The sequence below is a fragment of the Streptococcus sanguinis genome (assembly GCF_019929145.1).
Lineage (GTDB): Bacteria > Bacillota > Bacilli > Lactobacillales > Streptococcaceae > Streptococcus > Streptococcus sanguinis_U.
The window spans coordinates 854,632-877,363 of record NZ_JAHZOW010000001.1 but is presented as its reverse complement, the minus strand read 5'-3'; the positions used below and the strand labels follow the sequence as shown (position 1 = coordinate 877,363).

Below are 22,732 nucleotides of genomic sequence, written 5' to 3'. Positions count from 1 at the left end.
CATGAAAGGAAATTCATTCTTTATGCTCTTTGCACCAAGTTATCCATCTTGACCATTCGGCAGCCAGGTGGAGCTGGTGTTCTTTGATAAGGCTGTCTGGACAAAGGCTGGGGAATTCGACGCAGAATCGGGCTTCTAGGCCTTTTTCTGTGTCGCGAAATTGATGGCGAATTCCACCGATATTGCAACCATTCGCTAGACTGGCAGCACCGACAGTTTGGAAGGGATAAGACGCATCACGAGGCTCCTCTATCTCAGCTTCACCACCAAGGCCAAGAAAAAACTGTGTCGGTAGCGGGCTGTTTCCTGCTGTCTCAATGACTTCTAGTTTATCGCCGTGCGGCTGCAAGGCATAATGGTCTGGACAGGCACCAAGATTGACTCGTTTATGAACATTTGTCTTTTCTAACATCAACTTTTCTAGCATTTTACTGAAAGAAGCAGCAGTCAGTCCACTTGCAAAAATTGTGATGATAGCTCTTTTTCGTGGTTTCTTGGACCATTTGGCCGCCCATTTCATTAAACATTGGCTCCATTTGAGTTTGGTTCCGATTTGCTGGATTAGCTCTTCGTATGTCAGCTTCATTTTTGCTTCCAGTAGGGCTTGGTCTAAAATCTCCGTGTTGTCAGTATTAGGTAGTTGTAGATTAAGTATCTTAGCTGCTTTATGGATTCTCTTCTTCCGCCATTGCTCAATTCTTTCTTGACCGACTTCCTTTTGATTGATCATAATCTTCATCTTTTAATCCTCCTGTTCTTGCCTTCTGCTTGTATTTATTATATAGTGGGAGCTGGATGGTAGACAAGCATCAATTTTAGAGAGACTGTTGCATTTTGAGGTGAATGGCATGTATGAGAAAAAAAGAAGAAAGACAGAAAAGCAGATAGAGACTAGCTTGCTGAAGCTGATGAAGGAGCAGACTTTTGATACTATCAGTATTCGCCAGCTTATTGACTTAGTAGAAGTGAATCGCAGTACTTTTTATCGGCATTATCTGGATAAATATGATCTACTGGAGAAGATAGAAGACCGCTTGCTAGGTGATTTGCAGGCCTATTATCAAGAGGCTCTAGAATCTGCCTGCTTGTTCAAGTTAGAAAAGGATTTTAAAGTGGAAGACTATATCCATGAGAAACAAAATCTTTTTCATTTTTTTGAGCCTTACTTGGAAGATTTAGCCATTCTTTTGGGTCCGAATGGAAGTCCAACTAGTTTTAGGCGGTTGCAGAATGCTCTGAGGGAGATTTTCTGGCAGAGTATTTCCTTGGGTAATCCACATTTAGAGGAGGTAGAAGCGGATTTACTACTGAATCATCAAGCTGCGTCCTTTATGGGAACCCTGACTTACTGGATGGCTCATCCTCGCTATAAGGCTCAGCAAATGAGTGATTTTCATGCTAGGGTGACCGCTGTCGGTCTGGCAGGTTTTGTCAGAGAGCATATGCAGGGGGATTGACAGGATAGTTTTTCCAGTTTGCTTCTTTATGGTATAATAGTCTCGAATATCTCAAAGGAGGACAGCTTTGTTTTTAGCTTTTAAAGAGATTGTCTACAGTCGCGGACGCTATCGTTTAGTGGTTGCTGTGGTCTTTCTCATTACCTATATGGTTTTCTTTTTATCTAGTCTTTCCGTCGGTTTGGCTAGGCTCAATCGCTTGGCTTTGGACCAATGGCAGGCTGAGTCGATCGTCTTGTCGGAGTACGCCAATAAGAATCTAATAGCTTCGACTCTCAAGGAAGAGGAATACAGCCGCCTGCTTCAAGGGGACTCAATCGCTGCTTTGGGACAAACGTCAGCAGTGGCCAATTATGAAGATGGGACTGATAAACTCAATGCTCAGGTTTTTGGTCTCACTTGGGATAGTTTTCTAGCGCCTGACATTATTGAGGGACGTCCTGCTGAGAATGCTTATGAAGTTATTGCGGATAAGCGTCTGCAGCAAAAAGGTGTGAAACTAGGCGACCAGCTTCAGCTTAATGGAAGTGAGCGCCTCTATCAGGTTGTTGGTTTCACAGAGGATAATAGCTTCTTTACGCAACCTGTAATTTTTATGGATCTAGATGATTTCAGGGAATTAAAGTACGGCTCTAGTCAGGTTAAGAATATCAGTGCACTTGTGGTCAAGGATGGTCAGAAGATTGAAGAAGCAGGACTTAGTCAGCTCTCTATGAGTGATTTTATAGAAAATATCCCTGGTTATCAGCCTCAGGTACTGACTTTTTCCTTTATGATTGGGGCCATGGTTCTGATTACATTTTTGGTATTGGGAATTTTTATGTACATCATTACCATCCAAAAGACGCATCTTTACGGTATTATGCGAGCCCAAGGGATTGCCAGTGGGAAGATTATTGCTTCTATTTTTTGGCAGATTTTCATCCTGTCAACTCTGGGAATCAGCTTAGCTGTTTTGGCTCTCTTGGGAACCCAGCTAGTCTTGCCGGCTTCTATGCCTTTTTACAGTGACTGGAGAGCTTATGCTGGATTGATTGTCCTGATTGTGTTCATGTCACTGGCTGGCGGACTCTTGTCCATTCATCGGGTTCTGAAAATTGACCCTATCACAGCGATTGGAGGTGAGTAAATGTCAATCATAGAACTAAAAGGGGTTACAAAAGAATATGGTCAGGGGCATACGCTGGTTCAAGCCCTGAAACCAACTGATTTCCAACTGGAAGCGGGGCAGTTTGTAGCTATTATTGGGCCATCAGGCTCGGGTAAAACAACCTTTTTGACCTTGCTGGGCCATTTGCAAACTCCCTCAAAAGGACAGATTCTCCTGCATGGGAAAGATACCTCCCAGCTCAAGGAAAAGGAACGAGCTGCTCTGCGTTTCAATGATTTCGGCTTTATTTTGCAGGCTTCCAATCTCATTCCTTTTTTGAAAATCGAAGACCAGTTCCAGCTGATTGACCGCTTATCTAAAAAGGAAAGAACAGATCTAGACAGTCTGATTGAGTTGCTAGATCTACAAGGAACACTCAAGCAGTATCCGAAAGAATTGTCTGGCGGAGAACGGCAGAGAGCTGCTATCGCTCGAGCACTTTATAATAGCCCTGATATTATTTTGGCTGATGAGCCGACAGCTAGTCTGGATACGGAGCGGGCTAAGCGCGTGGTCCATCTGCTCAAAGAAGTGACCCAGAAATTCCATAAGAGCGTGGTCATGATTACTCATGATACCCGCTTGCTGGACGAGGTTGACAAGGTCTATGAGATGCAAGACGGAGTGCTGACTCAAGTTCGATAAAGCTTTAGAAGGTTTATGCAAACCAACAGATAAAAAACAAGGAGAGGACTATGATTCATTATAAAACAAATCCGCAGCTGGATTTTGCAGCAGTGCTAGATCTCTATGCTTCGGTTGGTTGGAGCAATTACACCAATCATCCTCGGCGGTTAGAGCAAGCCTTCCATCAGTCCTTGTTTGTGATGGCGGCCTATGACGAAGACAAGTTGGTTGGTTTGATCCGAGTGGTCGGAGATGGGCTTACCATTGTCTTTATTCAGGATTTGCTGGTGTACCCAAACTACCAGCGCCAGGGGATTGGCCGGAGCCTTCTTCAGCAGACGTTGGGAAGATTTAAAGATGTTTACCAAATCCAGCTGGCAACGGAGCAGTCAGATAAAAATCTAGCTTTTTATCAAGAACTCGGCTTTCGCCGACAGGAAGATTTCGACTGTACTGGCATGATTTATGCACCTAATAAAAATTAAAATTCTAGAGGAGCTTGTTCGCAAGCTCCTTTTGTCATGTTTACAAGAAAAAAGGAATAGAACTAGACCGATGAAAATATTTCTCGGTCTCTTTTGTTTTCCCTTGACAGTTAAATTGTCAGAATTTATAATAAAAGAAGAAAGGTGATAACAGTGTTATCAAATTAAAAAACCATGAAAAAAGAAACAGATGAGTTAAACGAAAAAATCTTGGAAAGCGCGAGGAGTGAGTTTTTGGCTTATGGCTATCAGGATGCTTCACTGCGGAGAATTTGTCGCGCTGCTGGCTTGACGACTGGGGCTCTTTATAAGCGCTATGACGGTAAGGACAGTCTCTTCACTGCCCTGCTTGAGCCTACTCTGACAGCCTTAGACCAGTATGGACAAGAGCAGAAGCGACGTGACTATGCTTTCCTAGAAGAGGGACACCTGTCTGATATGTGGGCCCATCGCTTGGAGGATCTCCACTCCCTGATGCGGATTCTCTATGAACATAAGGATATTATGCAGCTCTTGCTCTTTAAATCTCAGGGATCTTCGCAAGCGGACTTTAGGATGCGTCTGCCTCATTTGGCTGCAGACGAGACTTATCGCTATTTGGAGCTGGCTTACAAAGAGGGTAAGATCAATCATTTGGTCAAACACGAGTTTCTGCGATCGTGCATGACAGCTTATTACACTGCTGTATTTGAGCCCTTGGCTCAAGACTGGTCCCAAGAGCAGGCGCTGGAATTTTGCCATTCCATCATGGACTTGTTTGACTGGGGAGGTTTGTTAGGTTTTTGATAGAAAGAAGGAAATTCTATGAAGAAAAAATCTGTCCTTGCTTGGATCTGGGACTTTGTTTCCCTTCATAAGATATATTTTGTGCTCAGTCTGATCTTTGCCTTTGCCTCTGTGATTTCAGGATTTCTGCCTTATTTCTTTATTGGTGGAATGATTAATCAGCTCTTGGCTGGCAATAAAAACTGGGATTTTTACCTGCAGCAGTCAGCGTGGGCAGGTCTGGCCTGGATTGGCTACTGGGGATTCCATGGTATTTCTACCATGCTGTCGCATACGGCTACTTTTAAGATTTTAGCGGAAATGCGGCACCGCCTGACAGACAAGCTGGCTAGGCTGCCTCTAGGTACAGTGCTTAGTCAGTCATCAGGCAGTTATAAAAACATTATCGTTGAGCGAGTGGATGCAACTGAAACGACCTTGGCTCACCTGATTCCAGAGTTTACCGCTGGGATTTTTGGTCCGATTATTGTCCTCATTGCCATGCTGGTCATTGATTGGCGGCTGACCTTGCTGTCTCTCCTGACTATTCCTATTGTGGTATTGGCCTATGTGCGGATGGCTGTCAATAGCGAAGCAGACTATCAAAATACTCTGGTCAAGACAAAAAAACTCAATGATACAGCGGTGGAATACATCAATGGGATTGAGGTTATCAAGGTTTTTGGTAAGGAAAAGTTCTCTTACGATAAGTTTGTGACGGCTGCTAGAGAAGGAGCAGACTGCTTTATTGAGTGGATGCGCAAGTTCAATCTAGAGATGGGCATTGTGACTGCTTTTCTGCCATCAGGTTTGCTCTTTCTGCTGCCGGCTGGCTGTTATTTCTATCTGCAAGGTAGTTTGACTGCCAGTAATTTCATTCTGATGATTATTCTTTCGCTCAGTCTTCTGACTCCTCTGATTTTAGTGGCTAGTTACATGGACGATTTACGGAAAATCGGCACTATTTTTGGTCAAGTCATTGATATTCTGGAAAAGCTTGATTTGGAAAGGCCTCAGGAGCTGCGAGAACTTCCAAAAGGAAGGGATCTGGTCATGACGGATGTCAGCTTTGGCTATACAGATGAAGAGGAAGTACTGCACGACATTTCGCTAGATATTAAGGCTGGCAGCATCAATGCTTTGGTTGGGCCATCAGGCTCGGGTAAGTCTACAATTGCCAAGCTTCTAGCTTCTTTCTGGGATGTCAGTTCTGGTCAGATTACCTATGGTGGCTTGGACATTCGTCAGCTTCCGCTAGACTATTACAGTCGGCAGATTGCTTACGTGACCCAGGATAACTATCTCTTTGATGAGACTATTATGGAAAATATCCGGATGGGAAATCCAGCAGCATCTGATGAAGAGGTCATCGAAATTGCCCGTCGCTGCGGCTGTTATGACTTTATCATGAACTTAGAAGACGGCTTTGAAACTCAAGTAGGCTCTGGCGGCGGTCATCTATCTGGTGGGGAGCGTCAGCGGATTGCCATAGCCCGTGCTATGCTTAAGGATGCGCCGATTCTTATCTTGGATGAAGCGACTGCTTATACGGATCCGGAAAATGAAGCACGGATTCAGTCCAGTCTGGCTAGTCTGATTGAGGGACGGACCTTGATTGTCATTGCCCACAGGCTGTCTACGATTATGAGTGCAGACCAGATAGTCTTGGTCAATGACGGTCGGATTGAAGCTAGAGGCCGGCATGAAGAGTTGCTGACAGCAAGTCCGCTTTATGCTTCCATGTGGCAAGCCCATATAGCTACTAGGGATAGTGATGAGATGAAAGGAGGGCTGACTCATGCTTAATATACTGAAGAAATTCTTTGATTTCTGTACGTCAGAGGACCGTAGGAAATTTTATCAATCCATTTATCTGGGCATCATCAAGTCCTTTATCATCGCTCTGCGTATTCCAGCAATCGGCCTAGTCGTTATGGGACTGATTGAGAAGAATCTCTCTATGCAGACCTTCTGGCTGGCTCTGGGTATCATGTTGGTATCCACTGTGCTAAACGTCTGGATTACCCTGAAAATCACCATGCTTCAGACGGAAGCGGGCTATCATACCTGTGCTCAGAAGCGGATTGAAATTGCTGAGCACATGCGCTATCTGCCTATGGGTTACTTTAATCAAAATAGCTTGGGTAAGATTACCAGTGTTACGACTAATACGCTGGAAGGGTTGTCTGATGTAGCTACGCGAGTGGTTATGATGACTGTGCAGGGCTTTCTGACGACTGGGCTCATAACCGTCTTGGTCTTTCTCTATGACTGGCGGGTTGGACTGGTTCTCTTGGTGGGTCTTGTCCTTTTTCTCCTGCCCAATACCCTCATGCGTTGGCAAGTTGGCAAGGTTTCTGATGACAAGTATCAGGCGGATATGGACCTGGTAGCCGTTGTTTTGGAGTACAGCCAAGGGATTGCTGAAGTTAAGAACTACAATCTGGTCAACCGTTCTGCCAAGAAGCTGTCCAAGGCTATTGAAGGCAAGAGTCAGCTAGATACCAAAATGACACTCGTGACCTCACCTTACATCGCCCTCCAGGGTATGGTGACCAAGCTGACCGGTCTCTTTATGGGGCTTTTCTCTATCTACTTTTATCTCAATGGCAGTATGGAACTGCTGGTAACCATTATGATGATTGTCAGTGGCTTTATGATTTATGAAAATCTAGACGGCGTTGGCTCTTTCTCTTCTCTCCTGCGCATTGTTGATTTGTCGGTTGATATGGTCAATCAAGTCTTAGCTATCCAGCCGATGGACATCAGTGGTCAGGATATTGAGCCTAAGAGTAGCCGGATTGAGCTGAGAGCTGTTAGCTTCTCTTATGGGAATAAGAAAATTATTGACCGGGTTTCCCTCACCATTCCAGAAAAAACGACAACTGCCCTGGTCGGACCTTCTGGCTCAGGCAAAACAACGCTCTGCAATCTCATCGCCCGCTTCTGGGATGTTGACCAAGGAAGTATCAGTCTGGACGGGCATAATGTTAGAGATTACAGCTATGACAGCCTGATTCGTAATTTCAGCTTTGTCTTTCAAAACGTCTATCTCTTTGAGGATACCATTGCCAATAACATTCGTTTTGGCAAGCCGGAGGCCAGTCAGGAAGAAGTGATAGAGGCTGCTAAGAAAGCGGCCTGTCATGACTTTATCCTCTCGCTGCCTGATGGCTATGACACTAAGATTGGTGAAGGGGGTGCCAGTCTTTCTGGAGGTGAGCGACAGCGCATTTCCATCGCTCGGGCTATTATCAAGGATGCGCCTATTATCATTCTTGATGAAGCAACAGCCAATGTTGATCCAGAAAACGAAGAAGCCCTCATGCAGGCTATTCAGGCTCTGACTCGCGATAAGACCATTATCATGATTGCCCACCGACTCAAGACAGTTGAGCATGCAGATCAGATTTTGGTGATGGATCAAGGCCGCATTGTCGAGCAAGGAAAACATCAAGACTTACTAGCCAAACAAGGTATTTACAGTAAATTTATCCAAGAAAGAAAAACAGCCGCCAGCTGGCGGATTGAGATGGAGGAGTGATAACCTGAAACAGCAAGCTATTTGGCTTGCTGTTTTTCATCTGAGAAAAGAATGGTATAATAAAACTATCTTTGTTAATCAAAATAAGAGGGGGTCCTATGTTTAAATCGAAAAAGTGGATTATTATTCTTTTCATTGTTATTGCCCTTCCGATTCTTATTATAAATCTACCATTTTTGACTAATCCTCAATATAGTAACGATGGTAAGTTTATTCTTGAACATCAAGATTCTATCAAAAAAGAAATTATCGAAAACTTGGATTTCGAAAAAAAACGCATAAAATCTGTGACACTTTTGCCAGGTTCTGCTAGCGGAGAGTATGACAATGGCGGTGACGTGAGTGGGAATTATCATATCTATTTTTCAGCCTATGTCAATGATAATAAAGAACAATCATTAAGAACTGAATTGTCTTTTCCAGATGCTGGCATTGCACCCTTTACTTTTATCCATCCTAACCCTTATAAAGACAAAAGTCAGGATATGAGTACTTGGTATATGGGCGAGATTGAAATATCGGAAGACTCTTCTTGGGATTGGAAGCGAGAGCAGGATGAGGCAAAGGAAGCCTTGTATAATTTTTCGAATGCTCTTGTAGATTCAGGAGAGAATATCGTGTATCGAGTTCAAAAAGAAAGAGCGACTCGTTTCTTTAATGAATGGCTGCAAGTACATCAGGAAAATTTCAAATCAGCGATTCAATCAGAACTGTATAGGGAACTTCCAGAACTCGAACAATCATTGGGAAAGATTCAAAATATTCGTCTGAGTGAACATCAAGCCTATTTTCCATCTTCTTCAAGAGAACTTAGTTTCGATATATCCTTTGAAAAATATCCTGAAGAAGTTGCAACCATAAAAGGAGTGGTTCGTTCTCAGAGTGAACAATCTATTTTTCAAGATTCTTCAGCGTCCGCATCTATAAGTTTTGACAATGGGCGTTTTGTCATTGATTCTGAGAATGATTCAAAGCTATATTCCATTTTTAGTAAGAGTAGACTAGGAAGCAGTGCAGGGGACATATCTTATTACCTCCCAGAGGATCATGGACATAGCATTTTAATTCCGTGAAAATCGAGCAAGCCATTGGCTTGCTGTTTTTCATCTGAGAAAAGAATGGTATAATAGTTGATAGTCGTGAGAAGTAGATTAGTGAATTTGGGAGAATGTTGAAAAAAATAACAACAAAGAATAAATGATAGCGATATAATCTATCAGCTTGGAAAAGACTAGGAATAAAGGTTTTTAATTTTAGATGAAGAGGTACGCCATGAATGAAATCAAATGCCCCAACTGCGGGGAGGTTTTTACTGTTAATGAGAGCCAGTACAGTGAGCTTTTGTCGCAGGTTCGGACAGCAGAGTTTGACAAGGAGATTCATGCTCGGATTGAGCAGGAACTGGCTTTAGCAGAGCAAAAATCCCAGAATGCCCAACAAGCTCTGCTATCGCAGAAAGAGCAGGAAATTAGCAATCTTCAAAGTCAGATTGCTCAGTTTGAGACTCAGCAGGAGTTGGCTAAGAAAGAGGCGGAGCAGGCAGCCAGTCTTCAATTGCAGGAGAAGGAAAAGGAAGTTCAGCAATTGGAAAGTCAGTTGACTACTCTGCGCTTGGAGCATGAAAATCAACTGCAAAAGACCTTATCTGCGCTGGAAAAAGAGCGAGACGAGGTTAAGAACCAGCTAGTCTTGCAAGAAAAGGAAGCGGCGCTGGCTCAGACCTCGCTCAAAGAGCGCTATGAGGTAGAGCTGCGGCAGAAAGATGAGACCATAGAGTTCTACAAGGATTTTAAAGCCAAGCAGTCTACTAAGATGATTGGCGAGAGTTTGGAACAGCACTGTGAGTACGAGTTTAACAAGAACCGTATGGGGATGTTTCCACGAGCGGAGTTTGGCAAAGACAATGATGCCAGAACCGGCAGCAAGGGTGACTACATTTACCGTGAGGTGGATGAAAATGGCGTGGAAATTCTCTCCATCATGTTTGAGATGAAAAATGAAGGCGATGAGACAGCGACTAAGAAGAAAAACGAGCATTTCTTCAAAGAGCTGGATAAGGACCGGAGGGAGAAAGGCTGTGAGTATGCCATTCTGGTGACACTTCTTGAGGCTGATAGCGAGCTCTACAATTCGGGTATTGTCGATGTATCCTATGCCTATGAGAAGACGTATGTTATCCGGCCTCAGTTTTTCTTGCCCATGATTACCCTCTTGCGCAATGCTGCGCTTAACTCGCTCCAGTACAAGCAGGAACTGGCCTTGGTGCGGGAGCAGAATATTGATATTACGCATTTTGAGGAAGATTTGGATGCCTTTAAAGTAGCTTTTGCCAAGAACTATCAGTCTGCTTCGACTAACTTTGGCAAGGCAATCGAAGAGATTGATAAGGCCATCCGCCGGATGGAAGAAATTAAGAAATTCCTGACGACCTCTGAAAACCAGCTGCGCTTAGCAAATAACAAACTGGACGACGTCTCTGTCAAAAAACTGACACGCAAAAATCCTACCATGAAAGCTAAGTTTGAAGCTTTGAAGGGAGACTAGGAGGATCCTATGCAGATACGAAAAGCAACCATGAAAGATGCTGAAGCCTTACTGTCTTTATACGAAGACTTGGGCTATCCAACGACCGCTTCTAAGCTGGCTCGACGTTTAGAAACGATTCTTTCTCAGCCGCATTATGGCTGTCTTTTAGTTGAAAGAAACGGAGAAATTTTAGGTTTCTTAGGTTATGCAAAGCTCTTCTTTTTTGAAGCAGATGGATCTTACTATCGTATTTTAGCTTTGTCAGTTGCAAAAGAGGTAAGGCGACAAGGAATTGCTAGTAGGCTAATCGATGAATTGAAAAAACAAGCGGTAAATGAGGGAGTTAAGGCACTGACTCTAAATAGTGGATTAACTGCTGAACGAAATGCTGCACATCAGTTTTATCAGGCGGTTGGATTTGAAAAAGTGACTGCCGGCTTTGCCCTGCATTTAAAAAGTCAACATGGATAAACATGATAAAATAGTAAGGGAAACGAAGTAATGTCTTCAACAAAAGGGAAAACCTTATATTTTAACAATAAGAGCATGGACTATGTGACCTTTGGAAAAGGTAAGAAACCTCTGCTCATCATTCCAGGTCTAGGGGATGGTTTGGCGACTGTCAAGGGAATGGTGCAAATGCTTGCCCTAGCTTATAGGGAATTCGCAACAGCATATCAAGTGTATGTTTTTAGCAGAATCAATGAGTTGCCAGAAAATTATTCAACACGAGATATGGCGACTGATATAGCTGAAGCTATGAAGGTTTTAGGTCTGAAAAGGTTAGCTGTCCTAGGAATTTCTCAAGGCGGTATGATTGCTCAGTGGTTGGCAGCAGATTTCCCGGAAAGAGTTGAAAAATTGATTTTGACAGTTACAACTGCGAAATTGAATAATCTTGGTAGGGAGCGGATTACTCGCTGGCTTGAGTTGAGTCAGACTGGATCCTATAAGGAACTAATGTTGGATATTGCAAGTCACTCTTATACATCTAAATCCTTTGGAAAGTTTAAATACCTTTATCAAATAATGGGAATCTTTGGTCGTATTAAAGATAAACAGCGGATTGCTATTCAGGCCATATCTTGCTTAAGACATGATAGTCTGGCAGTTCTGGAAAAGATCAACTGTCCTACGCTAGTCATCGGAGCAAAAGAAGATGATGTTCTAGGTGTAGAAGCTTCGCTCGAATTGCATCAACATATCAAAGATAGCCAGCTCACTATTTTGCCAGATTGTGGCCACGCACTCTATGAAGGGCATAAGGATTTCCAAAAGAGAGTTTTAGTATTTTTAGAAAGTTAACCAATGAACGGAATTATCAACCTAAGAAAAGAAGCGGGCATGACCTCGCATGATGCAGTATTTAAGCTGCGAAAGATTTTAAAAACCAAGAAAATTGGTCATGGGGGAACCTTGGATCCAGATGTGGTCGGGGTGCTTCCGATTGCTGTGGGCAAGGCGACGCGCTTGGTCGAGTTTATGCAGGAGGAAGGCAAGATCTACGAGGGAGAGATTACCCTGGGCTGCTCAACAACGACAGAGGATGCCAGTGGAGACCTCCTAGAGCGGACACCGGTGACAGAGCTTTTAGAAGAAGCTCTCATTGATGAAGCGATGGAGTCCATGACTGGTGAGATTCGCCAGATTCCGCCCATGTACTCTGCAGTAAAGGTCAATGGCCGCAAGCTTTATGAGTATGCAAGAGCGGGTCAAGAAGTGGAGCGGCCAGAGCGGCAGGTGACCATCTATAGTTTCGAGCGCACCAGTCCGATTTCCTATGAAGATGAGCAAGCCCGCTTTCGTTTTCGAGTCAAGTGCAGCAAGGGGACCTATGTCCGAACCCTGTCTGTTGATTTGGGAACCAAGCTTGGCTTTGCCAGTCACATGTCCCAGCTGACACGGACTTCCTCGGCAGGTATGAGCTTAGATGATGCCTTGACTCTGGATGAAATAGCAGAGCGAGTAGCAGTAGATGATTTTTCCTTCCTCCAACCACTCGAATTAGGAATCGGAGATTTAGTGACGGTTGAGCTCTCAGACGAGCAGGTTGAGGATGTGAGAAACGGTCGTTTTATCAGCTTGATGTCAGAAGAAGCGGATCTAGCTGGCTTTTATAAGGAGAAGTTAGTAGCCATTTTGGAAAAGCGGGAAGCAGCCTACAAGCCCCGCAAAGTCTTCCTTTAATATCCGCAGTAGAATTGTCAAAAGATTGTTACTCTTTTGTAATATGAAATGTGCGCTTGCATGTTATAATTATTTCATTAAACCTCACAAAAGGACAGCAACTGCACAACTGCTGTCCTTTTGTTTTGCATTTTTTCTGATTTTGACAAACGTCCTGACTAGAGTAGTAAAATTTTTTTGAATGTTTTGCAGTTTCGCGCGGAACGGATATTGTAAAAATAGCAAATGCGTAGTAAAATAGAGGAATGATGATAACCAAGAGAATTATAGATGAAAAAGGGATTGATCAGACAGAAGATACGGTCCTTGTTCTAGGCTATTTCGATGGGCTGCATAAGGGCCATCAGGCACTCTTTGAGAAAGCGAGAGAGATTGCTGATGAGCAAGGTCTCAAGATTGCCGTGATGACCTTCCCAGAGTCTCCTAAACTGGCCTTTGTCCGCTATCAGCCTGAACTCATGCTGCATCTGGCTAGTCCTGAAGACCGGATGGCGCAGCTGGAAAGTCTGGGTGTTGACTATCTTTACCTGATTGATTTTACTAGCCATTTTGCGGGCAATACAGCCCGGGACTTTTTTGAGAAATATGTATCTCGTTTGCGTGCCAAGGCTGTGGTAGCTGGCTTTGACTATCATTTTGGCTCAGACCGCAAAGAGTCACATGAGCTGAGAGATTATTTTAATGGTAAGATTGTTATCGTTCCTTCGGTTAATCTGGATAATTGGAAAATTTCTTCCACTCGGATTCGGGAGACGATTGCTGTCGGAGATATGCTGAAAACACAAGAGCTGCTGGGCTATCCTCTGTCTACTCGCGGTATTGTGGTTCATGGAAATGCCAGAGGAAGGACGATTGGTTATCCAACAGCCAATCTAGCTCCCTTGGATCGAGTCCTGCTTCCAGGAGATGGCGTTTATGTCGCGGATGTTGAGCACAATGGTCAGCGCTATCGTGGTATGGCTAGTGTTGGGAAAAATGTAACTTTTGACGGTGATGAACTCCGTTTTGAGGTCAATATCTTTGATTTTTCTCAGGATATCTATGGCGATACCATTCGGATTTACTGGCTGGATAAGATTCGCGAGATGGTTAAGTTTGAAGGTATTGACAGTTTGGTTGCTCAGCTGCAGAGCGATGAACGGATCGCTAGAAGTTGGACTGGTTATCGAAATAGTTGAAAAATTTATATTTTCATGACATTCGGCAGTAATTTTCAAAAAAATATAGTCAAGCCAAATAAAATTTAGTATAATAGAGGTAGTTATTATACAGAATTAGAAGAGAAACGCATGATTACATTATTTTTATCGCCGAGTTGTACTTCTTGCCGTAAGGCGCGTGCTTGGCTGCTAAATCATGAAGTGCCCTTTCAGGAACATAATATCATGACGAGCCCTCTGTCAGCTCCCGAATTGCAACACATTCTTTCTCTGACAGAGAACGGTACAGACGACATTATTTCAACTCGCTCAAAAATTTTTCAGAAATTAGATTTGGATGTGGAGGATTTGTCCATTTCAACTTTGATTCAGTTGATTGAGGAAAATCCCAGTCTTTTGCGACGCCCAATTATTTTAGACGGCAAACGGATGCAAATCGGCTTTAACGAGGATGAAATTCGTGCTTTCCTGCCTCGTAGTTATCGTAAGGAAGAGTTAAGATCCGCAACCATGCGGGCAGATATTCAGTAAAGATGAACAAAAATTATAGTTACCCACTAGATTTATCGTGGAGCACTGAAGAGCTTGCTTCGGTGCTCTCTTTTTTTAATGATGTAGAAGCATCTTATGAGCAGAAAGTCCAAGCGGAAAAGCTCTTGAAGTCCTATGCGGCTTTCAAGCAAGTTGTTCCTAGCAAGGGCCAAGAGAAGCGAATCGGCCGTGAGTTTGAAAATGTCAGCGGTTATTCGCTTTATCGTGCTGTTCAAGAGGCAAAAAGTAAAGGTAAAGGAAGCATTTCTCTTGGAAAATAAATTTCATTTTGCTAAAGAAATCATCTACCAAGCTGGTGCTTTTTTGAGAGAACATCTCTATGATGATTTGGATGTGAGTCAAAAGACCAGTGCCACTGACTTGGTCACCCAGATGGACCGGAAGGTTCAGGATGATTTGGTGGCTAAGATTCTAGCCCGCTATCCGCAGGATGCTATTTTAGCGGAGGAAAATGGACTCCGACATAATATTACTGATGGCAATGTCTGGGTGATTGATCCGATAGACGGGACCACCAACTTTATCACTCAGAAAGCTGATTTTGCCGTTATGATTGCCTATTTTGAAGAGGGTATTGGTCGTTTTGGGCTGATCTATGATGTGACCAGAGACCTGCTCTATCATGGTGGCGGAGACTTTGATGTCTATTGTAACGACTGGAAACTTCCTGCTTTTGAGGACCGGCCTTTTCAAGATTTTCTCATGGCTTCCAATGCCGGTATGCTGCAAGCCAATGATTGGGGCTTGGCAGACTTGGCCCGAGAGTGTTTAGGGGTTCGGATTTATGGCAGTGCTGGGATTAGCTTTAGCAAGGTACTGTCTGGTGGCCTCTTGGCTTATTTTTCCTACAACTGGCCTTGGGATTATGCAGCGGCTTCGATTATGGCGGAGAAGCTAGGCTTTATCGTCCAGACCTTGGATGGCAGTCAGCTAAATTTCCAGACTCGGCAGCCTGTCATGATGGCGCCTAAGTGCAAAATATTGGCTCTGAAGCCTTATTTAGAAAAGGGGAAGCAGTAGATGGACTTTCCTAAAGGTTTTAAAGAAAAATATGAGCAGATTTTAGGCGCAGAAGCGACGGATTTTTTTGCAACCTTTGACGAGGAGCCGATTTCGGCCTTTCGCAGCAATCCTCTGAAAGAAGGCCAGCAGAATTTCTCAGATGCCATTCCTCAGACAGACTGGGGCTTTTATGGCAAGGTGTCTGGCAAGTCAGCTGAGCATGTGACTGGTCTGGTTTATTCGCAGGAGCCAGCAGCTCAGATGGTGGCTCAGATAGCAGCACCATCTAAGGGTATGAAGGTCCTAGATTTGGCGGCAGCACCAGGTGGCAAGTCCACCCATCTTTTATCTTTTTTAGATAATACTGGCTTACTGGTTTCCAATGAAATCAATAGTAAACGCTCTAAAATCTTAGTGGAGAACATTGAGCGCTTTGGTGCCAGAAATGTGGTGGTTACCAATGAATCAGCTGACAGTCTGGCTCAGGTTTTCGAGGGCTATTTTGATCTGATTGTTTTAGATGCCCCTTGTTCGGGCGAGGGTATGTTTCGCAAGCAGCCGGATGCTACTCAGTATTGGACTCCGGATTATCCAGCCCAATGCGCCCAGCTCCAGCGAGAGATTTTAACAGCTGCTATGAGCATGCTTGCTAAGGATGGTCGTCTGGTTTATTCGACCTGTACTTGGGCTCCTGAGGAAAATGAAGACATCGTTGCTTGGTTGCTGGAAGAATTTCCACTTGAATTGATTGATATTCCTAAGATAAACGGGATGGCTGAAGGGATTGGCTTTCCTGAGACAGCTCGGATGTATCCGCATCGCTTCAAAGGTGAAGGTCAGTTTGCAGCCCATTTTCGCTTTACTGGTGAGAATAGCTGCAAGAAAATTAAATCAGGTAAGAATCGTTTGACGAGCGAGCAAAGAAAACTCTGGCAGGATTTTGAGAGCAAGCATCTAAAAACAATCTTGACTGGAGAACTGCAGACCTTTGGGGACAATCTTTATTTGTTGCCTCCTGGCCTGCCAGACCTGTCCAAGCTAAAGATTGCCCGTAACGGTTTGCATCTAGGAACGTTTAAGAAGAATCGCTTTGAGCCTAGCTTTGCCCTAGGCTTGGCTATGAAGCCCAGCGAAGTTCTGAATCGAGTTGAAATCAGTAATCAGGACTTCAAGAAATATGCGGCTGGCGAGACGATTGAACTGGCAGAAGCGCAGCCAAACGGCTGGTACCAACTAGTCCTTGGCGGGAACGGCCTGGGCTTTGCAAAAGTCACTGGAAAAACCCTGAAAAATTATTTTCCAAAAGGCCTGAGATTTAGATAAAATATTAGGAAAAGCTGGTATTATATGATATAGTTGAAGATGTGAATGTATTGAAAAAAGCTTCTTTCTGCTAAGTAAGAAATACTAAAGATACTTCCCATCCTCTTGATTTTATTAAAGGAGAAATCTTTTGAACAAATTGAAAAAATTTGCTTTAGCGCTGACAGCTCTGGGCTTAGGACTCACCTTATCAGCTTGTTCATCATGGATTGACCGTGGTGAATCTATGACAGCAGTAGGGTCAACTGCTTTGCAGCCTTTAGTTGAAGCGGCAGCTGATGACTTTGGCTCTAACAACATCGGTAAAACAGTCAATGTACAAGGGGGGGGATCTGGTACAGGTCTATCTCAAGTGCAGTCAGGAGCTGTTGAAATCGGGAACTCTGATGTTTTCGCTGAAGAGAAGGAAGGGATCAAAGCGTCTGATTTGGTAGATCATAAGGTCGCCGTGGCTGGGATTGCTGTGATTGTCAATAAAGAAGTTGACGTGGATAACCTGACGTCCGAGCAGCTGCAGAAAATTTTCACTGGTGAAATCACCAACTGGAAAGAGCTGGGCGGTAAAGACTTGGAGATTTCAATTATCAATCGTGCGGCTAGCTCTGGTTCCCGAGCAACCTTTGACAGTGTTATCATGGATGGGAAATCAGCTTTGCAGAGTCAGGAGCAGGATTCCAACGGTATGGTCAAAAATATCGTTTCGCAAACTCCTGGTGCGATTTCTTACCTGGCCTTTGCCTATGTTGACGAGTCTGTTAAAACCTTGAAACTCAATAACTACGAACCAACAGCAGAAAATGTTGCTACCAATAACTGGTCGCTCTGGTCTTATGAGCATATGTATACACTGGGCAAGCCGACTGGTCTGGCTGCTGAGTTTTTGGACTATATGCTGTCAGATGATGTTCAAAAAGGCGTTGTTACCAGCATGGGCTATATCTCAATCAACGATATGAAAGTCAGCAAGGACGCTGATGGGAATGTCACAGCAATAGAAGGAGATTCAAAATGAAAAATGAGGAATTAACCAAAAAGTTGTTATCGCCTTCTAAGAATTCTCGCTTGGAGAAGTTTGGCCGCTATCTGACTTTTGCCTGTTTGTCACTGATTGTGGTGATTGTGGCTATGATTCTAATCTTCGTTGCTCAGAAAGGTCTATCTACTTTCTTTGTCAACGGCGTTAATGTTTTTGATTTTCTTTTTGGTGGTGTCTGGAATCCTTCTGGTAAGGAATTCGGTGCCCTGCCAATGATTTTAGGCTCCTTTATCGTTACCATTCTGTCTGCTCTGATAGCAACTCCCTTTGCGATTGGTGCAGCTGTCTTTATGACAGAAGTTTCTCCAAAAGGAGCAAAGATACTGCAACCGGCTATTGAACTTTTAGTTGGTATTCCGTCTGTTGTTTATGGATTTATCGGTCTGCAAATCGTGGTGCCTTTTGTCCGTACAGTCTTTGGCGGTACTGGTTTTGGGATTTTGTCTGGTATTTTTGTGCTCTTTGTTATGATTTTGCCGACAGTAACCTTTATGACGACGGACAGTCTGCGTGCTGTGCCGCGTCACTACCGTGAAGCAAGTCTGGCTATGGGCGCAACGCGCTGGCAGACTATTTGGCGGGTAACACTCAAGGCTGCTCGCTCAGGTATTTTTACAGCGGTGGTCTTTGGAATGGCGCGTGCTTTCGGTGAAGCCCTAGCTATCCAGATGGTTGTTGGTAACTCTGCGGTGATTCCAACCTCTTTGACAACACCAGCAGCCACACTGACCTCTGTCTTGACCATGGGAATCGGAAATACCGTTATGGGAACGGTGGACAATAACGTTCTCTGGTCTCTGGCTCTGGTGCTCTTGATGATGAGCTTAGCCTTTAACAGTGTGATTAAACTAATTACAAAAGAAAGAGGTAAGAAAAACTATGCACGCTAAGAAATTAGATAAATTGGCGACTGGTGTTCTCTACACAATAGCGAGTATCATTGTTGCCATCCTTGCCTCTCTCATCCTCTATATCTTAGTTAGAGGATTGCCGCATGTTTCCTGGTCTTTCTTGACAGGGAAATCCTCTTCTTACCAAGCTGGCGGTGGTATTGGGATTCAGCTATACAATTCCTTCTTCCTGCTGGTGATTACTTTGATTATCTCTGTGCCTCTTTCTATGGGGGCTGGGGTTTATCTGTCAGAGTATGCTAAGAAAGGTCCAGTGACCAACTTTGTCCGTACCTGTATTGAAATTCTGTCTTCACTGCCTTCGGTAGTAGTTGGGCTCTTTGGTTATTTGATCTTTGTTGTCCAGTTTGAGTATGGCTTCTCAATCATTTCTGGTGCCTTGGCTCTGACAGTCTTTAATCTGCCTCAGATGACGCGGAACGTCGAAGACAGTCTGCGCCATGTCCATCATACCCAGCGTGAAGCTGGTTTGGCCTTGGGAATTTCCCGATGGGAAACGGTCCTGCATGTGGTCATCCCGGAAGCTTTGCCTAGTATTGTGACAGGGATTGTACTAGCTTCCGGTCGTATCTTTGGTGAGGCAGCAGCCTTGATTTATACAGCAGGTCAGTCAGCTCCGGCTCTTGACTGGTCCAACTGGAATATTTTCAGCGTTACCAGCCCTATCTCTATCTTCCGTCAGGCTGAGACCTTGGCCGTCCATATCTGGAAGGTCAATAGTGAGGGAACAATTCCTGATGGAACAGCTGTTTCTGCTGGTTCAGCAGCAGTTCTTCTGATCTTCATTTTGATTTTCAATCTGGGAGCCCGCAAACTGGGCAGCTATCTGCATAAGAAATTAACCTCTGCTTAAAGGAGAAGAAATGACAGAATATAATTGGAATGAAAAACATATCATTACTTTTCCTGAAGAAAAGGTAGCCCTGTCGACCAAGGATTTGCATGTTTACTACGGTAAAAAGGAATCCATCAAGGGCATTGATATGCAGTTTGAAAAAAACAAAATCACTGCTTTGATTGGCCCCTCTGGATCAGGTAAATCAACCTATCTTCGCAGCCTCAACCGCATGAACGATACCATTGATATTGCCAATGTGACTGGAGAGATTCTCTATGAGGGGATTGATGTCAACCGCCCTGAAATCAATGTTTATGAAATGCGCAAGCATATCGGCATGGTTTTCCAACGGCCAAATCCTTTTGCCAAGTCTATCTATCGAAATATCACCTTCGCCCATGAACGGGCTGGTGTCAGAGATAGAAAGGTGTTGGATGAGATTGTGGAGACTTCGCTCAAGCAAGCAGCTCTTTGGGATCAGGTCAAAGATGACTTGCACAAGTCAGCCCTGACTCTCTCTGGGGGTCAGCAGCAGCGGCTCTGTATTGCCCGTGCTATCTCAGTCAAACCAAACATTCTGCTCATGGATGAGCCAGCGTCAGCCTTGGATCCGATTGCGACCATGCAGCTGGAAGAAACCATGTTCGAACTTAAGAACAACTATACCATTATCATTGTGACCCACAATATGCAGCAGGCTGCCCGTGCTAGTGACTACACTGGATTCTTCTATCTGGGCGACTTGATTGAGTACGATAAGACAGCCAATATTTTCCAAAATGCCAAGCTTCAGTCCACTAATGACTATGTTTCAGGCCACTTTGGTTAAGCAGCTGTCCGTATTCATCACGATTCAACAAGCTTGGTCTTTGGTTGAATGTAAAATAAAATGAAGGAAAAACCTATGACAGAACCTATTTTGCAAGTCAAGGACTTGTCGGTTTATTATAATAAAAAGAAAGCCCTTAATAGCGTTTCACTTGATTTCATGCCAAATGAGATTACGGCTTTGATTGGCCCGTCAGGCTCAGGTAAGTCAACCTTGCTCAAGGCTATCAACCGAATGGGCGACCTGAATCCAGAAGTAACAACTACAGGAACGGTCATTTATAACAGTCACAATATCTATGGTCCGAGGACAGATACGGTAGAGCTTCGCAAGGAAATCGGCATGGTTTTCCAGCAGCCCAATCCTTTCCCTATGACTATTTATGAAAATGTGGTTTATGGACTTCGGATTAATGGTGTCAAGGACAAGGCAGTTTTGGACGAAGCAGTAGAGCGCTCCCTTATTGGTGCTTCTATCTGGGACGAGGTCAAGGACCGTCTGCATGATTCCGCTATCGGTCTTTCCGGTGGTCAGCAGCAACGGGTTTGTGTGGCTCGCGTGCTAGCTACTAGTCCTAAGATCATTCTCTTGGACGAGCCGACATCAGCCTTGGATCCAATCTCAGCTGGGAAAATCGAGGAAACTCTCTACAGTCTGAAAGACAAATATACCATGCTTTTGGTCACTCGCTCCATGCAGCAGGCATCTCGGATTTCTGAAAAGACCGGCTTCTTCCTTGGTGGAGACTTGATTGAATTTAATGAAACCAAGAAGATGTTCCTCAATCCAGCCCATAAAGAGACCGAAGATTACATTACTGGTAAATTCGGATAACAGAAAGGAATCTTATGCTTAGAGTACAATTTGAAGAAGATTTAGAAAAACTTCATAATCAATTCTACGCGATGGGAAACGAAGTCCTATCGCAGATTAACCGGACGGTTCGTGCCTTTGTCACGCATGACCGTGAACTGGCTCGTCAGGTCATTGAAGACGACGCTGAAGTCAATGAATACGAGGTGAAACTGGAGAAAAAATCTCTGGAAATCATCGCCCTGCAGCAACCTGTGTCTCAGGATTTGCGAACCGTTATCACCGTGCTGAAAGCCAGCAGTGATTTGGAACGCATGGGCGACCACGCTGTATCTATCGCCAAAGCGACTGTTCGGATGAAGGGAGAAGTCCGCATCGAGTCTGTAGAAGATGCCATCAGCAAGATGGGGCGTGATGTTAAGAATTTCGTCGAAGAAACCCTGAACGTCTACCTCAATGGAAATGTAGACCAAGCTTATGCTGTAGCAGCTATGGATGAGAAAATCAACCAATACTTTGATGATATTCGCGATCTTGCTACTGAGGAAATCAAACAAAATCCAGAGCTGATTGTGACTGGCCGTGACTACTTCCAAGTTATCTCTTACTTGGAACGAATCGGCGACTATGCCAAGAATATCTGTGAATGGGTTGTTTACTTTGAAACAGGTAAAATTATTGAGTTGTGATGATAAAAAAGGTACGATTTATTTCGTGTCTTTTTTGTATAATCTCAAGTATAGTTAGCATTCTATTTTGTGTTTTAACTTACAACTAACTATGTTATACTACGAGAGTAGAGTTAAAGTTTATATATTTTTATATGAGTACATAATGGAGAATGTTTATGAAGAAAAAGATCCTTATAATGATTACTGTTTTGGTCATGTTAGGTTCAGGCGGAATCTATATATACAACAAACTAACCAAACCTAACTTTAGCCCCAAAACAACCAAGCTCTATCAGCGAGGCTTTAGACTCTTAGAAGAACAAATTGGCACTTATATTAAGGAAAAATATTCAGGTATTGAAAAAATTGAATTTTCTCCAATTTATGTGACTGGAGATGACTATTCTTCTATGTTGAATGCCTATGTACGTCCGACTATTTATGATAAGCATGGAAATAAAGCCACTTTGGGTACGCAAATAAAAAAATATGTCCCAAATAGTTTTGGGATTGAAGCTGATCTTGTTCTTGATTTTGACTGGAGTGGTAATGAAGTAATTGAATTGTTAGACTCAGATGATAATAGTATTGATGTCTCAAATGCTAAAGAACTCCCTGAAGAAGCTAAATTAACAGATGCAGAAAGTATAGATATAAATATTCAAATGTTAGTAGAAGACGGTCAGCTAAAAGATGTTGTTAAGGATGAAAAGGGAAGCCCAAAAGCTCAGATCATTTACAATGTTAAGCTAAGCAAAGAGGAAGTATGATGTGGCGTGAACTAAGCGACAAATACAACTATTTTCTTAGGTAGTTGAGGATAGAAGTTTGCTAAAAATAATGAAAGGATTTTATA

Annotated in this window: 25 protein-coding genes; 24 read left to right on the top strand and 1 reads right to left on the bottom strand. The window is 43.6% G+C overall.

The window, feature by feature from the left end:
- Positions 1-13: 13 nt before the first annotated feature.
- Positions 14-739 (bottom strand): hypothetical protein, encoded by a 726-nt coding sequence (locus tag K1I94_RS04275; RefSeq protein WP_223314526.1) that lies wholly within the window; start codon positions 737-739, stop codon positions 14-16.
- A gap of 109 nt (positions 740-848) precedes the next feature.
- On the opposite strand from K1I94_RS04275, the gene K1I94_RS04270 reads away from it, so the two are divergent.
- The 24 genes from K1I94_RS04270 to K1I94_RS04155 all read left to right on the top strand — a co-directional run bounded on the left by K1I94_RS04270 (position 849) and on the right by K1I94_RS04155 (position 22,646).
- Positions 849-1,457 carry a TetR/AcrR family transcriptional regulator gene (locus tag K1I94_RS04270; protein ID WP_223314525.1) on the top strand — a complete coding sequence of 203 codons (609 nt, stop codon included), beginning with the start codon at positions 849-851 and terminating at the stop codon, positions 1,455-1,457.
- Between the two features lie 67 nt (positions 1,458-1,524).
- Positions 1,525-2,586, top strand: a complete 1,062-nt coding sequence (locus K1I94_RS04265) for an ABC transporter permease (protein ID WP_223314524.1) — start codon at positions 1,525-1,527, stop codon at positions 2,584-2,586.
- Positions 2,587-3,252, top strand: a complete 666-nt coding sequence (locus tag K1I94_RS04260) for an ABC transporter ATP-binding protein (protein WP_002895797.1) — start codon at positions 2,587-2,589, stop codon at positions 3,250-3,252.
- A gap of 50 nt (positions 3,253-3,302) precedes the next feature.
- Positions 3,303-3,719 (top strand): GNAT family N-acetyltransferase, encoded by a 417-nt coding sequence (locus tag K1I94_RS04255; protein ID WP_223314523.1) that lies wholly within the window; start codon positions 3,303-3,305, stop codon positions 3,717-3,719.
- A 174-nt stretch (positions 3,720-3,893) separates the two neighbouring features.
- Positions 3,894-4,505 (top strand): TetR/AcrR family transcriptional regulator, encoded by a 612-nt coding sequence (locus tag K1I94_RS04250; protein ID WP_223314522.1) that lies wholly within the window; start codon positions 3,894-3,896, stop codon positions 4,503-4,505.
- Between the two features lie 18 nt (positions 4,506-4,523).
- Positions 4,524-6,290: an ABC transporter ATP-binding protein gene (locus K1I94_RS04245; RefSeq protein ID WP_223314521.1), complete on the top strand. Its 1,767-nt coding sequence runs from the start codon at positions 4,524-4,526 to the stop codon at positions 6,288-6,290.
- Positions 6,283-8,028 carry an ABC transporter ATP-binding protein gene (locus K1I94_RS04240; protein WP_223314520.1) on the top strand — a complete coding sequence of 582 codons (1,746 nt, stop codon included), beginning with the start codon at positions 6,283-6,285 and terminating at the stop codon, positions 8,026-8,028. The genes K1I94_RS04245 and K1I94_RS04240 overlap by 8 nt, the downstream gene beginning before the upstream one ends.
- A gap of 98 nt (positions 8,029-8,126) precedes the next feature.
- The gene (locus tag K1I94_RS04235; RefSeq protein WP_223314519.1) at positions 8,127-9,101 is read left to right on the top strand and encodes a hypothetical protein; all 975 of its coding nucleotides are present in this window, start codon (positions 8,127-8,129) and stop codon (positions 9,099-9,101) included.
- A gap of 199 nt (positions 9,102-9,300) precedes the next feature.
- Positions 9,301-10,572 (top strand): DUF2130 domain-containing protein, encoded by a 1,272-nt coding sequence (locus K1I94_RS04230; RefSeq protein WP_223314518.1) that lies wholly within the window; start codon positions 9,301-9,303, stop codon positions 10,570-10,572.
- Positions 10,573-10,581: 9 nt separating this feature from the next.
- On the top strand, positions 10,582-11,025 hold the full coding sequence (locus tag K1I94_RS04225; RefSeq protein WP_223314517.1) for a GNAT family N-acetyltransferase: 444 nt from the start codon (positions 10,582-10,584) through the stop codon (positions 11,023-11,025).
- Between the two features lie 30 nt (positions 11,026-11,055).
- Entirely contained in the window at positions 11,056-11,859 is an 804-nt protein-coding gene (locus K1I94_RS04220) for an alpha/beta fold hydrolase (protein WP_223314516.1), read from the top strand.
- A 3-nt stretch (positions 11,860-11,862) separates the two neighbouring features.
- A complete protein-coding gene (gene truB, locus K1I94_RS04215) occupies positions 11,863-12,741 on the top strand; it encodes a tRNA pseudouridine(55) synthase TruB (protein WP_223314515.1) in 879 nt (292 codons plus the stop codon).
- Between the two features lie 248 nt (positions 12,742-12,989).
- Positions 12,990-13,919, top strand: coding sequence for a bifunctional riboflavin kinase/FAD synthetase (locus tag K1I94_RS04210; protein ID WP_317627923.1), 930 nt, complete (start codon positions 12,990-12,992; stop codon positions 13,917-13,919).
- A gap of 111 nt (positions 13,920-14,030) precedes the next feature.
- A complete protein-coding gene (locus tag K1I94_RS04205; protein WP_002906786.1) occupies positions 14,031-14,432 on the top strand; it encodes a Spx/MgsR family RNA polymerase-binding regulatory protein in 402 nt (133 codons plus the stop codon).
- Positions 14,433-14,434: 2 nt separating this feature from the next.
- The gene (locus K1I94_RS04200; RefSeq protein WP_223314513.1) at positions 14,435-14,713 is read left to right on the top strand and encodes a UPF0223 family protein; all 279 of its coding nucleotides are present in this window, start codon (positions 14,435-14,437) and stop codon (positions 14,711-14,713) included.
- Positions 14,703-15,473, top strand: coding sequence for an inositol monophosphatase family protein (locus tag K1I94_RS04195; protein ID WP_223311279.1), 771 nt, complete (start codon positions 14,703-14,705; stop codon positions 15,471-15,473). The genes K1I94_RS04200 and K1I94_RS04195 overlap by 11 nt, the downstream gene beginning before the upstream one ends.
- Positions 15,474-16,778: an RsmF rRNA methyltransferase first C-terminal domain-containing protein gene (locus K1I94_RS04190; RefSeq protein ID WP_223314512.1), complete on the top strand. Its 1,305-nt coding sequence runs from the start codon at positions 15,474-15,476 to the stop codon at positions 16,776-16,778.
- Between the two features lie 130 nt (positions 16,779-16,908).
- Entirely contained in the window at positions 16,909-17,790 is an 882-nt protein-coding gene (locus K1I94_RS04185; RefSeq protein WP_223314511.1) for a phosphate ABC transporter substrate-binding protein PstS family protein, read from the top strand.
- Positions 17,787-18,704: a phosphate ABC transporter permease subunit PstC gene (gene pstC / locus K1I94_RS04180; protein ID WP_002895771.1), complete on the top strand. Its 918-nt coding sequence runs from the start codon at positions 17,787-17,789 to the stop codon at positions 18,702-18,704. The genes K1I94_RS04185 and pstC overlap by 4 nt, the downstream gene beginning before the upstream one ends.
- Positions 18,694-19,578, top strand: coding sequence for a phosphate ABC transporter permease PstA (gene pstA, locus K1I94_RS04175; RefSeq protein ID WP_002895770.1), 885 nt, complete (start codon positions 18,694-18,696; stop codon positions 19,576-19,578). The genes pstC and pstA overlap by 11 nt, the downstream gene beginning before the upstream one ends.
- Positions 19,579-19,588: 10 nt before the next feature.
- Positions 19,589-20,392, top strand: coding sequence for a phosphate ABC transporter ATP-binding protein PstB (gene pstB, locus K1I94_RS04170; RefSeq protein ID WP_002895769.1), 804 nt, complete (start codon positions 19,589-19,591; stop codon positions 20,390-20,392).
- Between the two features lie 75 nt (positions 20,393-20,467).
- Positions 20,468-21,226 (top strand): phosphate ABC transporter ATP-binding protein PstB, encoded by a 759-nt coding sequence (pstB, locus tag K1I94_RS04165; protein WP_009660526.1) that lies wholly within the window; start codon positions 20,468-20,470, stop codon positions 21,224-21,226.
- A gap of 14 nt (positions 21,227-21,240) precedes the next feature.
- On the top strand, positions 21,241-21,894 hold the full coding sequence (gene phoU, locus K1I94_RS04160) for a phosphate signaling complex protein PhoU (protein WP_002895767.1): 654 nt from the start codon (positions 21,241-21,243) through the stop codon (positions 21,892-21,894).
- A gap of 152 nt (positions 21,895-22,046) precedes the next feature.
- On the top strand, positions 22,047-22,646 hold the full coding sequence (locus K1I94_RS04155) for a hypothetical protein (RefSeq protein WP_398578207.1): 600 nt from the start codon (positions 22,047-22,049) through the stop codon (positions 22,644-22,646).
- Positions 22,647-22,732 lie beyond the last annotated feature (86 nt).